Here is a 13,254-nt window from a genome sequence, read left to right as displayed (position 1 = left end):
TGCCCCGCTCCGTCAGCCTGGAACACCCTTGCTGGTCGAATATTCGAAATGTAGGGCTGTGTCGGGATGGACGATGGCATGGATGGCATGAGCCGCCATGGCGCCTTCGGAGAAGCCCTGAAGGATGAGCTTTAGCTTGCCCGGATAGGTCGCCACATCCCCGATCGCGAAAATGCCCGGCGTGCTGCTCTCGAGCGTGGCCGGGGTGACGGGGACGGTGTTGCGATGCGTGTCCAGCCCCCAGAGCGCAATCGGCCCCAGATCGGTGGACAGGCCATAGAACGGCAGAAGCGCATCGGCCTCGATATACCGGGACGTGCCTTCAAGCGTCGTGACTTCCACGGTCGAGAGCACACCATCCGTGCCGTGCAGGGCATGGAGTTGATAGGGCACGACCTTCTCGATCTTGCCGGCGGCAATCTGCTGTTCGATGCGCGACAGCGTTTCAGGCGCGCCACGGAAACGGTCCCGGCGATGCAGCAGATAGACCTGGGCGGCCACTTCGGAGAGGGAGAGAGCCCAGTCCAGCGCGGAATCGCCACCTCCTGCGACCACGACGCGCTTGTCTGCAAAATCGGCACGTTTTTTGACGTAATACTGCACGGCTCCCGTGCGCTCATAGGCTTCAAGCCCGTCGAGCGGCGGACGGTTTGGCCCGAAGGCACCGGCACCGGCGGCGATGATGACGGCTTTCGCGGTGATGACGTCGCCGCGTGCGGTCTTCAGCGTGAACGCCCCGCGCTGGCCTTCCAGCGTCTCGACCCGCGAGCCCAGCAGGCGCGGCACGTCGAACGGTGCGATCTGCTGTTCGAGCGCCTCGATCAGCGCGCCGCCTTCGATGGCGGGATGGGCCGGGATGTCGTAGATCGGTTTTTCCGGGTAGAGCGCCGCACATTGTCCGCCTACGCTGTCGAGCGCGTCGATCAGGACGCAGGACAGCTTGAGCATGCCACATTCGAATGCGGCGAAGAGGGCGGTCGGACCGGCGCCGACAATCGCGACATCGGTGTTGAGGGTTTGAGGTGCAGTCGTCATGACCTGTTTCATAATCGGTTTGAAGAGGTTGGGGTAGGGCATTGAAGGCACGATATGCGTTTGTAATTCAGGACCTCAAAGGCCTCGGCGGCACTGAACGCTCGGCCTGCGCCGTCATGAACGGGCTGGTGCGTCAGGGCTGTGGCGTGCGTCTGGTGGAACTGGTCGGGGCTGGGGCTCCGGCCTTTCCGCTGTCGCCTGAAATCCCTGTCTCGTCCCTGTTCGACCGGCCGGTGAAGATCTTCAATTCCTGGTTCCGCATCGTCTGGCGGCTGTCGCGTCTGCTGAAGCGGGAGAAAATCGACACGCTGGTAGTCGTGGAGTCCACCCATGCGCTTTATGGCGTTGCGGCGGCCCGGCTTGCGGGCGTGCGCTGCATCGTGTGGGAGCATTTCAATTTCAACGTGACGCTGAACCGCCGCAAGCGTGTCTGGGGACGGCAGATCGCCGCGCGCTGGGCCGACGATGTCGTTGTCCTGACGCAACGGGACACGGTTCTGTGGCGTGAGGGGACGAAGGTCCGGGCGCGTCTGACCGCCATTCCGAACATGGCGCCCTCCGTGACGGACAGCCCTTATCCCGAAGCGTCCCGTCTGGTTCTGGCTGCGGGACGCCTGACCGAGCAGAAGGGCTACGACCTGTTGCTCCGGGCCTGGCAGATCGTGGAGCAGGACCCGCGGAGTGCGGGCTGGGAACTGCTGATCCGCGGCGATGGCCCCGATCGCGATGCCCTGCTTCAGCAGGCCAAGGGGTTGCATCATGTGACGATTGCGCCCGCAACCGGAGGCATTGATGCCGATTATGCCCGCGCCGCGCTGTTCGTGGCATCATCGCGTTATGAGGGCCTGCCAATGGTGCTGCTCGAAGCCATGTCGGCGGGCGTGCCGGTCGTGGCCTTCGACTGTGAGACCGGGCCGGCGGAAATCGTCCGCGATGGCGAGACGGGGTTTCTGGTTCCGCCCGAAGAGCCCGAAGCTCTGGCCATTGCCCTGCTGGAATTGATGGGTGCCCCTGAACAGCGCCAGCGCATGTCAGCCAAGGCGCGGCAGAGGGCGGCGGAGTTTCAGGAAGACTTTGTCATGGCGCGGTGGAAAGCGCTTCTTCAGCACACATCCGGCTGAGCGGGCACGGATGTTCCCCAAACGTGCTTGCTGGCTCCGGGCAGTCGGGCCACATTGGGGCTCATGCAGATACGCCTCGATAACCAGCTCGCAACCGAAACTCTGGCGGCCCTGATCGCCGATCGCTGCGCGCCCGGAGACTGCCTCGCGCTTTCGGGTGGACTTGGAGCCGGGAAAAGCACGTTCGCCCGGGCGTTCCTGCGCTATCTGGCTCAGGATCCGCAGATGGAAGTACCCAGCCCCAGCTTCGCGCTCGTCCAGCCGTACGAGACGCCGAAAGGAGCGGTGCATCACTATGATTTATGGCGTCTGGACGGACCGGATGCGCTGTATGAACTGGCCTGGGACGAGGCATGCGAGGGCATCATGCTGGTCGAATGGCCGGAACGGGCCGGGGATCTGTTACCCGAAGGCGCGCTGCATCTTACATTCGTCCCCGGTGACAGCGAGGATTCCCGCCTCGTGGAGCTGACGGGCTGGCCTGAAGAGCGCCTGACAGGACTGAACCCATGAGCGGCGTCGTCACCATTGCGGGCACGGAGCCGTTTCTGGACCGTGTGGCGCAGGAATGGCTCGAGCAGGACCCGGCAGCCGGAACGGATGGTCCCGGCCTGATCCTCGTCCCCAGCCGTCGCGCAGGCCGTGCGCTCATGGAAGCGTTCCTGCGGGTTCTGGACACGCAGGCCGCACTCCTGCCGCGCATCGTCGCAATCAATGACGTGGACGAGGATGCGCTGGCGTCCATCGGGATCGACGTTGTCCTGCCTCCGGCCGTAGAGCCGCAGCGGCGTCTGGCCGTGCTCTCAATGCTGATTCTTCAGACGCCGCTCGTGAGCGTTGGCGTAGACAGCACCAAGGGGATCGACCGCGCCTGGCCTCTTGCCAAGGCGCTGGCGGACCTGATGGACGAGGCCGAGCGTAGCGGCGTCGATCTGGCTGAACGCCTGCCGGATGCGGTGGAGGAGCGCTTCTCCGATCACTGGCAGCAGACGCTGAAATTTCTGGAAATCGTGACCGCCGTCTGGCCGAAATGGCTGGAGGAAGAAGGGCTCTCCAACCCCGTGGCGCGGCAGATCGCGCGGCTGAAAGCACAGGCGCACGCCTGGGCGGAAAAGCCGCCGCTGACGCCCGTCTGGGGTGTGGGTTTCGCAGATGGATCGGCGGCGGTGTCGGATGTGCTGGCCGTGGTGGCGCGGCTTCCTGCCGGGCTCGTGATCCTGCCGGGCGTGGACCTGGGCATGGCGGACGAGATCTGGGCCGATCTGCCGCCGTCGCATCCGCAGGCCGGTCTGAAGGAAATCCTGACGGATCTGGGCCTGTCGCGCGAAGAACTTACGGATTGGGATGGCGGCCGGGATCGCGGACGTGAGCTGATGCTGCGAGAAGTTCTCCTGCCGGAACACGGGATCGAGCACTGGGGGCAGGACAGCCGCCCTCGTGATATCGATGGCCTCTCCATTCTGCCCGCGCAGGACCAGCAGCAGGAAGCACAAGCCATTGCCCTGATCCTGCGCGATGTCGTCTCCGAAGCCGGGAAAACCTGCGCGCTCGTCACGCCGGACCGTGCTCTGGCGCAGCGCGTGGGGACGGAGCTTCTGCGTTTTGGCATCCATGCCGATGACAGTGCGGGCGAGTCCTTGTCCCAGACTCCGGCCGCTGTCTTCCTGCGTCTGATCGCGACTGCCGCCGAAGCGCGTTTGTCCCCGGTGGCGCTTCTGTCTGTTCTGAAACACCCCCTCGCCGCGCTCGGGCGTACGCCGGGCGACTGTCACGCCTCTGCCCGGCGGCTGGAACGGCTCCTGCTGCGTGGGCCTGCTCCTGCGCCGGGCATCGCGGGCCTGAAAGCCGCGCTGCACGAATACACCCAGAAAAAACATGCGCCCGATCACGGCGCCAGTGCCGACGCCCCGGATGAGCCGGAAGGCCCCGCCGCTTTCATCGCACGCATCGAGCAAGCCTTTGATCCGCTCCTGTCCATCGAAGGCGCCATTCCCCTGCCGGAACTGCTCGAACGCCTGATCCACACGGCGGAAGCTCTGGCGGCCACGGCTGAAGAGCTGGACGCACCGGAAGATGAACCGCGCCATCCAGGTGCGCGGCTATGGCTTGGCGAGGACGGCGAGGCCCTGTCACGGCATCTGGCGGCGCTGATCGTCAATACCGGCATCCTTCCGCCGCAGCGGCTGACGCATCTGGATTCGTTCCTCAATACCTCCATGGCGGGACAGATGCTCACTGGTCTGCGCGCGCATCGTGGGGGCGTGGAACTGGCGCATCCGCGCGTCTCGATCCTCGGTGTGCTGGAAGCGCGGCTTCTGGCGTTTGATGTCGTGGTGCTGGGTGGACTGAACGAAGGCGTCTGGCCGCCCGCGACCGATCCGGGCCCCTGGCTGAGCCGCCCGATGCGCGTGCGGGTCGGGCTGCCCTCTCCGGAGCGGCAGACGGGTGTGAGCGCGCATGATTTCGTCTCGACCATTCTGGCGTCAAAGGAAGCCGTGTTCGCCAGCTCGGCCCGGCGTGAGGGTGCGCCCGGCGTTCCGGCGCGGTGGATGGTCCGGATGGATGCGTTTCTTGGCGGCCGCTCCCAGAGCCTGCCGGTGCATCCCGCGCTGGACTGGCAGCGCTGTCTGGATCAGCCACTCGCAGGCGCCGAAGCCGTCGCGCCGCCTGAGCCATGCCCGCCCGTTGCCCTGCGTCCGCGCGGTCTCAGCATCACCGAAATCGAAACCTGGATGCACGATCCGTATGCGATCTATGCCAAGCATGTCCTGAAGCTCCGGGCGCTCAAGCCACTGGAGGAAGGCGCGGAACATGCCGATTTCGGCATGGTCGTGCATGATGCGATGGAACGTGTCCTGAGCGACTTCCCCGAGCGCTGGCCTGCCAATGCGAGCGCCATCCTGCGTCGCGTTTTTGCCGAGGAACTGGCCAGGGCCAATATGCGCCCGGCCCTTGTGAACTGGTGGGGGCCGCGTTTGGCCCGGATTGCGGACTGGGTGGCGGAAAAGGAAGCGGCCTACCGTCTGGATATGGAAGAAAGTGGCCCGGCGCAGGGGCGGTTCGTCGAAGTCACGGCGTCTTTCCGTCTTCAGGCGGCTTTCGCGCCGTTCGAACTGCGCGGCCGTGCGGACCGGATTGATATCGGTGCGGATGGTCTGGCAACCGTCTTTGATTACAAAACCGGGCAGCCGCCCAGCGGGAAGAATGTTGCGGAAGGCTGGTCCGTTCAGCTCGTGCTTGAAGGCGCGCTGCTGGCGAAAGGGGCGTTCAAGGACGTTCCGGCTGTTGAGACGAAGAAGCTGCTCTACTGGCATCTGACCGGTGGGGACGATCCGGGCAAGGAAAGCGAAGTGCCGGGCTCACGCTCCGGCACGGACGCGCCGACCCTGATTGGTGAGGCCATGGAAAAACTCCGGACCCTCGTGGACGAATACGACAATCCCGATCAGCCCTACCGCTCCCAGCCCTGGGCCGGGCACGTCCCACGCTACACCGATTACGCGCAGCTGGCCCGCGTGGATGAATGGCGCGCGGCCTATGCGGAAGGAGAGGGCGAATGAACGACATGCCGCCTGTGACGCGCCCTGTAACCCGTGACGAAGTCATTGCCGCCGCCGACCGCACGCAGCGTCAGGCCTCTGATCCGCGCGCTTCGGTGTTCGTCTCGGCCTCGGCGGGTTCGGGCAAGACCAAGCTGCTGATCGACCGCCTGCTGCGTCTCATGCTGCCGCTCTATGTACAGACCGATGACGGCGACACCATTCTGGCCGATGGCGCACATCCCTCGCGCATCCTGTGTCTGACCTACACCAAGGCCGCCGCCGCCGAGATGGCCAACCGCCTTCAGCAGAAGCTGGGAAGCTGGGTCTCTCTGCCGGACGCGAAACTGGGTGCGGAGCTCGAAAGCCTCGACGTTCCCAACACGGACGAAACCCGCCGCCGTGCCCGCGCCCTGTTCCTGTGCGTATTGGATCTTCCGGGCGGCCTGCGGATCGAGACAATCCACGCCTTCTGCCAGTCCCTGCTGCGGCGTTTCCCGCTGGAAGCCTCGGTTGATCCGCATTTTACGCTGATGGAAGACACCGACACCACACTGGCCCTGCGTGAGGCGATGGAAGACGGGCTGGCCCGTTCGCCGGAGCTTGCGGCCGATGTGGCCGGAACGGTGGGTCTGGACCGCTTCTTCCAGCGCATCCGTACGCTGAACATGGAGGAGAGCCGCGCCCGGCCATTACTGGAGCGCTGGGCCACTTTGCCGGATAGCGTGGTCAGTGCCTATCGCAAGGCCCTGAAAGCCGGGCAGCAGAGCCTTGAAGATCTTGAAGCCCTCGCCTGTCTTCCGCCGAAAGAGGAGGATCTTCGGGCCGGGCTGCGCGATGCGCTTGGAAGCGTGACGACGTCCGGTCGTGTCTTCGCCGATCAGATGCTGGGCTGGCTCGGGACGGAACCAGCCCAGCGTGTGCCGACAGTATGGGCGAAATGTCTGCTGACGAAGGATGGTGGTCCGCGCAAAGTGAACGGCATCGTCGGCAAGGCAGCGCAGGCGGCCGTTCCATGGATTGCGCCGCTGTTGGAAGAAGAAGCGCAGCGTCTTCTCGATCTTCAGGCCAGCCTTAAGAGCGCACGCCTTGTTCTGCTGAACCGCGCCCTGCTGGGTCTGGCTGCGCCGATGCTGACGGCGTTTCAGGATGGCAAATCGGCTCGCGGGCTGGTCGATTACAACGACCTTATTCAGGAAACCCGCAATCTTCTGCGCGATCCGGGTGCGGCCTGGGTGCTCTACAAGCTCGATGGCGGTATCGACCATCTGCTGCTGGATGAAGTGCAGGACAATTCCGGCCTGCAATGGGAAATCGCCGGCGCGCTTACATCCGAGTTCTTCGCAGGTGAGGGCGCGTGGGACATGGGGCCGCGTCCACGCACGATCTTCGCGGTCGGGGATTACAAGCAGTCGATCTACGGCTTCCAGGGCGCCCAGCCGGAAGAGTTTCACCGCTGGCGTCATGAATTTGCCAGTCGGGTGCGCAATGCCGGTCTGCTGTGGCGCGATCCGGAACTGAACGTTTCCTTCCGCTCGGTCCCGCCCGTCCTGTCTTTCGTGGATGCAGTATTTTCCCAGCCTCTCGCGGCGCATGGCCTGCTTCAGGACGACGAAAAGACGCTCCGCCCGCATGTCTCGGCCCGTCCGGGGCAGGGAGGGCGCGTGGAACTCTGGCCGCTCGTCCCCGTCGTGCAGGGCGAGGATGATGACGAAGGCCTCACGCCCTGGCGCGCGCCCTCCACCAATACCGGGCAGCGGAGTGCCCCGCAGCGCCTTGCCGAAGCGCTTGCCGAATGGATCGACCAGCAGATCGGTCGTCCGCCCCAGCCGGGACAGGCGCCTCTGACGGCAGGGGACGTGCTGATCCTTGTCCCCCGGCGCTCGCCATTCCTGCGCTCGCTGATCCGGGCTCTCAAATCGCGCAATGTCCCGGTGGCGACGCTGGTCCGGGTCGGGCTGACGCAGCAGGTCGCCGTCCGCGATCTCATGACGCTCTGCGCGGCCCTGCTCCTGCCGCAGGATGATCTGACACTGGCTTCCGTCCTGACATCCCCGCTCGGCGGGCTGACGGACAACTCGCTGATGGCGCTCGCAACCCGCAATGGCACGGCCCATGCCCTCGGCCCCAAAGGCCAGCCGCTCTGGACCGTTCTGCGCGAACGGCACCGGGAGCGCGAGGACTGGCGGGCCGCCTGGGAGATGCTGTCCACGCTCTATGCGCGCGTCGATTATGCGTCTCCGTACCGCTTGCTCGCCGAAACGCTGGGCCAGCATGGCGGCCGAACACGCCTGCTGCGTCGCCTGGGGCCGGAAGCGGCTGAACCGGTGGACGAACTGCTGACGGCGGCGCTACGCTATGAAGGGCTGCATCCGCCGTCGCTTCAGGGCTTCCTGCACTGGCTCGAAGCCAGCGAAATCACCAGCAAACGCGAAGCTGAAAGCGAGCTCGGTGCCGTCCGCGTCATGACCGTGCACGGCTCCAAGGGGCTTCAAGCACGTCTGGTCGTCATGCCGGACACAACCTCCAAGCCGCCGCCGGGCAGCGATTTCCTGTGGGAAGAGGCGGGCGCGCTCGAACTTCCGCTCTGGGTGCCGAAAAAGGACATGGGGACGGAGGTCACGACGGCCCTGTCCGAACGGGACGCCGAAAAAGCCCGCGCCGAGAGCAACCGCCTGCTTTACGTCGCCCTGACCCGCGCGAGTGACTGGCTGGTGATCTGTGGGGCTGGGGCCAAACGCGAGCCTGCGGATACAAGCTGGTATCGGCAGTGTAAGGCCGGGTTCCGGCAACTGGCCAATGCACGGTCTGAACCGATGGATCTGGGCTGGGAAGGCGAGCGGCTCGTGCTGGAAGAAGCGCGCACACTTGCCCCCGTTGCTTTCCAGCCCGGATCGGCCGAACCGCCCTGTGCAACGTTGCCGGACTGGATGGGGCGTGCGCCAGACTGGAAGCCCGTCATCACGCCGCATGAAGATGCCATGACGCGTCCGCTCGCACCCAGCCGTCCGGATGGGGCAGAGTTCGGCGAACTTCCAGCCGCACGCTCGCCGCTGGAGCTTCTGGCCGGTCGCCCGACTCCGGTGCGTGAACAGGCCATGCGACGCGGCACGATGATCCACCGTCTGCTCCAGCTTCTGCCCGAAACTCCGGCCGCCGAGCGCGAAGCTGTGGCTCTGCGCTGGCTGTCCCGCCGGGCTCTCGGCCTGACGGAACCGGAAATCGAGCGTCTGGCCGAACAGGTTCTGGGCGTTCTGTCCCATCCCGACCTTGCGCCGCTGTTTGCGCCCGGAAGCCGCGCGGAGCAGCCGATTTCCGGTGTCAGCGCGGGTCGCGTGGTGCTCGGGCAGGTGGACCGTCTGCGGATTGGGGACGGGCAGATCTGGGTCTGCGACTACAAGACGAATCGCAATCCCCCTCTGCGGGCCGAGCGCACGCCCGTCGCCTATCTGCGGCAGATGGCGGCCTATCGCGCCGTGCTGGCGCAACTTCATCCCGGCTACGACATTCACTGTTCTCTGGTCTGGACGGAAGGACCCGCCGTTGTCACACTTCCGTCCCCGCTGCTGGATCAGGTCCGTCCCGGAGCTTGATGCAGATCAAAAGCCCCTTGCAGTGAGGGGCAGGGCAGCCGATATCCGTTCTCAGAAACATCATTCGCCACAAGGAATACCCTCATGAGCGCAAACACCGTCGCCGTCAGCGACAGCAGCTTCGAAGCCGACGTCCTGAAGTCCGAAGGTCCGGTTCTGGTCGATTTCTGGGCGGAATGGTGCGGCCCGTGCAAGATGATCGCTCCGGCACTTGAGGAAATCGGCGCCGAGTATCAGGGCCGTCTGAAGGTCGCCAAGGTCAACATCGACTCCAATCCCGAAGCACCGACCAAGTATGGTGTCCGCAGCATCCCGACGCTGATCGTCTTCAAGGACGGCAAGCCGGTCGCCCAGCAGATGGGTGCGCTGCCGAAGAGCCAGCTCAAGGCTTGGATCGACCAGTCTCTCTGATCGACCTGAAAGGGTGAGGGAAGGACGATCGGGGGGCGTGGTCACGATCCTGCGCTTTGTGTAGGATCGTGTCATGCGCTCGAAAGCTCCGACCTTCCCGACCCCCGTTCTCCTGACCTCCAGTGAGGAGGTGGCCCGTATCTGCGAAAAACTGCAGAACGAGCCTTTCGTGACCATCGACACGGAATTCGTCCGGGAACGGACCTACTGGCCCGAGCTCTGCCTCGTCCAGCTTGCCGGAACTGAAGACGTCGTCCTGATCGACACGTTGGCGCCCGGTATCGATCTTGCACCTCTCGGCGGCCTTCTGGCCAAGCCGGACTGCACCAAGGTCTTCCATGCCGCCCGGCAGGATCTTGAAATTTTTCTCCATATTTTCGATCGCCTCCCGGTTTCGGTCTTCGATACGCAGGTCGCCGCCATGGTGGCCGGCTTCGGCGATCAGGTCGGTTATGACAGTCTGGTCGGCGCGATTACCGGTCGCAGCATCGACAAGGCGCACCGTTTTAGTGACTGGTCAGCCCGTCCGCTCAGCAAGGCGCAGATTGCCTATGCCGCGGCTGACGTCACGCATTTGCGTACGGTCTATGATGCCCTGCGCAAACAGCTTGCCGATCAGGGACGTCTGCACTGGGCCGATGCCGAACAGGCTGTCCTGACGGAAGAAAAGACGTTTCGCCCCGATCCCCGCCGTTTGTGGGAAAAGCTCAAGGCCCGCACCAGCAACCGCCGGATGCTTGGTATCCTGCGTGAAGTCACGGCCTGGCGCGAGCAGGAAGCCCAGAACGCCGATATTCCCCGCCAGCGCGTCATCCGTGACGAAAGCCTGCTCGAAATCGCAGCTGTTCATCCCGATACAGTTGAGGCCCTCTCCCGTATCCGCGGCGTAACGCGCGGTTTCGCCGAGGGAAAGATGGGCAAGGGGCTGCTTGAAGCGATCAGCAGTGCTCAGGAACTCCCGGAGTCCGAGCTTCCGAAAGCACCATCAAAATCCGATCGCCCACGGCCGTCCACGGCTCTTGTGACGCTTCTGCGGGTCCTGCTGGCTGCTAAATGTGAAGAGCACAAGGTTGCCCCCCGTCTGGTCGCCTCTTCGGATGATCTGGACCGGATTGCGCTTGGAGAAACCGATGTCGGTGCCCTGAAGGGCTGGCGGCGCGAACTGTTTGGTCTGGACGCTCAGGCGCTGGTCCGTGGCGAGATCGCGCTGGCTGTCGTGAATGGACTTGTAGAGCTTCAGCGCGTCGCAGAACCGGCCTCGTAAGAACCGGCTTCGACGCGGCGGGGAGTTTCTGGTAAGAAACCTCCCAAAGATGTTCCGGGTCCGGTGGGCCGGGACTGGAAACCAACAGCATATCGGGCCGGGCCAGGCACCGAAGCGGGACAGGGAAACGAACATATGGAGTGGACGGACGAGACGATCGCCAGACTTCGCGATCTGTGGAGTCAGGGACTTTCGACCGCAGAAATCGGCCGCCAGCTCTCCATCACCAAGAATGCCGTCGTTGGCAAGGCGCACCGTCTGGGCCTGCCACCGCGTCCTTCTCCCATCCGCAATCGCAAGGCCAAGGACGGGGACGCGGCCACAACCGAGGCAACGCCCCGCCGCAAAAGTCCTTCCCGTGCCAAGGCCACAGAAGCCGTAGCATCCGATCTGTTTGCCGACAGCAAGGATACTATCGCAGCTTCCAAGGTAGCTTCCGACGCCGTGGAAAAAGAAGCGGCAGCAAAGCCTGTAACCCCTATTCGTAAAGCATCCCCTGCGGCACCTGAAGCCACCAAGGCTGCTCCTCAGCCAGTAGCGCCCGCACGTTCTGTTCCTGCTGCTCCCAAGGAAACTGTAGCCGCGCGGCGGGAGCGTGTTGCCACGCCTAAGCCGGAACCCCGCGTCGCCCCTGTGCCGCGTCCAGCCATGCCGCCCCGCTTTTCAACCGCTGGTATCGACCGCCCGACCCGTCGTGGCCCGTCCTGCTGCTGGCCTATCGGCGATCCTGGTACACCGGGCTTCCACTTCTGCGGCGCCACACCGCTTCCTGGAAAGCCTTACTGCGCCGAGCATGCGGCTATTGCGTATGTAAAAATCCGCGACCGTCGCGACTGATACAATATGAAGACCAGAAAAGGCCGCTCTCTCAAAAAAAGAAGCGGCCTTTTCCATATTCTTGAATCCAAGCCCATATGTGACAGAGACTAGCACTACTTTGGCAGAAGCATGATTTTTAGGATTCCCATGGCGCAGATTGCGTGATTCATGGGGAGCCAGCTTTGACGGAGGCTGGCATTGGAAGAAGACTGGCAAGCGGATCTTGAGCAATGGCTCGCCCCATATCTGGATGGTCTGGGCAACAAGACGCGGCGTAAAATGTGCCCCGCCTATATCGTAGGTCTGATTGGGCCAGGAGATCGCAAGAGCATCCAACCCATGGCCGCACGCTCGGATGCGGTCTCCTATGACCGGCTGCATCATTTCATCGGAGCCGGGCTTTGGGACAAAGCTCCACTGGAAGCGACCTTGTGGAAACAGGCGGATGACCTGGTTGGTGGCGACGGATCCTGGCTGATCATCGATGACACTGCCCTGCCGAAGAAGGGCAAAGCCTCTGTTGGCGTTGCGCCCCAATACGCAACCGCACTAGGCAAGAATGCGAACTGCCAGACAATGGTCTCTGTGACACTGGCTTCGGGTGAAGTTCCCCTGATGCTGAGTCTGCGGTTGTTCCTGCCAGAAAGCTGGACAAGCGATGTCGCGCGCATGGACAAGGCGGGCGTACCTCATGCCTTACAGGACTACCGCACGAAGCCTGAAATCGCGCTTGAGGAAATTGATCGCGTCATCGCAACAGGTGTCCGCTTCGGCTGCGTGCTGGCCGATGCGGGTTACGGGTTGTCAGCTCCGTTTCGGCAGGCATTGACCGCACGGAGTCTTTGCTGGGCTGTCGGTATTCCCCGACACCAAAAGGTCTACCCCGCCGATGTTCAACTGATCTTCCCGGTTACAGGTCGCGGCCGTCCACGAGTGCGCCACGTCCCTAATGTCACGTCCGTGGCGGCGCACACCATGCTCGAAGGGACGAAGTGGCGGCAGGTCAGTTGGCGTAAGGGAACGAAGGGACGCCTGACGGCTCGTTTTGCGGCCATACGCGTACGCATCGCAGATGGTGCACCCCAGCGGATCGGCTCTGCTGGAGCCCAGCACATGCCGGGCGAAGAAGCCTGGCTGGTGGGGGAGCATCGCTCGAATGGCGAACGAAAATACTATCTTTCGAACTTACCGACCGAGACACCAATCAAGGTTCTGGCTGGCGCGATCAAAGCGCGCTGGATATGCGAACAGGCCCATCAGCAACTCAAAGAGGAGTTGGGGCTGGATCACTTCGAGGGACGATCCTGGACCGGACTTCACCGCCATGCCTTGATGTCGATGATGGCCTACGCCTTCCTGCAGTCCCGCAGACTCGCTCAGGCGGGACGAAAAAAAGAGCCTCCGGACCGCCACCGCAACCCAGTCTGCCAGCAGTGCGCCAGGCCATTCTTGACCGCATAGCTCGTTCACCA

At 63.8% G+C, this 13,254-nt stretch carries 9 protein-coding genes; 8 read left to right on the top strand and 1 reads right to left on the bottom strand.

Going from position 1 to position 13,254, the window contains the following annotated elements:
• Positions 1-12: 12 nt before the first annotated feature.
• Positions 13-1,035: an NAD(P)/FAD-dependent oxidoreductase gene (locus tag ACJ2A4_RS06285; RefSeq protein ID WP_408874055.1), complete on the bottom strand. Its 1,023-nt coding sequence runs from the start codon at positions 1,033-1,035 to the stop codon at positions 13-15.
• 41 nt (positions 1,036-1,076) lie between these two features.
• Between ACJ2A4_RS06285 and ACJ2A4_RS06280 the strand changes: the two genes are divergently transcribed.
• From ACJ2A4_RS06280 to ACJ2A4_RS06245, 8 genes are all read left to right on the top strand, one after another.
• Positions 1,077-2,156 (top strand): glycosyltransferase family 4 protein, encoded by a 1,080-nt coding sequence (locus ACJ2A4_RS06280; RefSeq protein ID WP_408874054.1) that lies wholly within the window; start codon positions 1,077-1,079, stop codon positions 2,154-2,156.
• Between the two features lie 63 nt (positions 2,157-2,219).
• Entirely contained in the window at positions 2,220-2,669 is a 450-nt protein-coding gene (gene tsaE, locus ACJ2A4_RS06275; protein WP_408874053.1) for a tRNA (adenosine(37)-N6)-threonylcarbamoyltransferase complex ATPase subunit type 1 TsaE, read from the top strand.
• Positions 2,666-5,716, top strand: a complete 3,051-nt coding sequence (gene addB / locus ACJ2A4_RS06270; RefSeq protein WP_408874052.1) for a double-strand break repair protein AddB — start codon at positions 2,666-2,668, stop codon at positions 5,714-5,716. The genes tsaE and addB overlap by 4 nt, the downstream gene beginning before the upstream one ends.
• Positions 5,713-9,288: a double-strand break repair helicase AddA gene (gene addA, locus ACJ2A4_RS06265; protein WP_408874051.1), complete on the top strand. Its 3,576-nt coding sequence runs from the start codon at positions 5,713-5,715 to the stop codon at positions 9,286-9,288. Before addB ends, addA begins: the two co-directional genes overlap by 4 nt.
• A gap of 84 nt (positions 9,289-9,372) precedes the next feature.
• A complete protein-coding gene (gene trxA / locus ACJ2A4_RS06260; protein WP_011252202.1) occupies positions 9,373-9,699 on the top strand; it encodes a thioredoxin TrxA in 327 nt (108 codons plus the stop codon).
• A 73-nt stretch (positions 9,700-9,772) separates the two neighbouring features.
• Positions 9,773-10,963 (top strand): ribonuclease D, encoded by a 1,191-nt coding sequence (gene rnd / locus ACJ2A4_RS06255; RefSeq protein WP_408874050.1) that lies wholly within the window; start codon positions 9,773-9,775, stop codon positions 10,961-10,963.
• 135 nt (positions 10,964-11,098) lie between these two features.
• Positions 11,099-11,800 (top strand): GcrA family cell cycle regulator, encoded by a 702-nt coding sequence (locus tag ACJ2A4_RS06250; RefSeq protein ID WP_408874049.1) that lies wholly within the window; start codon positions 11,099-11,101, stop codon positions 11,798-11,800.
• Positions 11,801-11,980: 180 nt separating this feature from the next.
• Positions 11,981-13,243 carry an IS701 family transposase gene (locus tag ACJ2A4_RS06245; protein ID WP_408874048.1) on the top strand — a complete coding sequence of 421 codons (1,263 nt, stop codon included), beginning with the start codon at positions 11,981-11,983 and terminating at the stop codon, positions 13,241-13,243.
• The last annotated feature ends 11 nt before the right edge of the window (positions 13,244-13,254 follow it).

This window comes from Gluconobacter roseus (assembly GCF_046058915.1).
Lineage (GTDB): Bacteria > Pseudomonadota > Alphaproteobacteria > Acetobacterales > Acetobacteraceae > Gluconobacter > Gluconobacter roseus_A.
The sequence above is the reverse complement of the archived record's forward strand: the minus strand, read 5'-3'. Positions and strand labels throughout refer to the sequence as shown.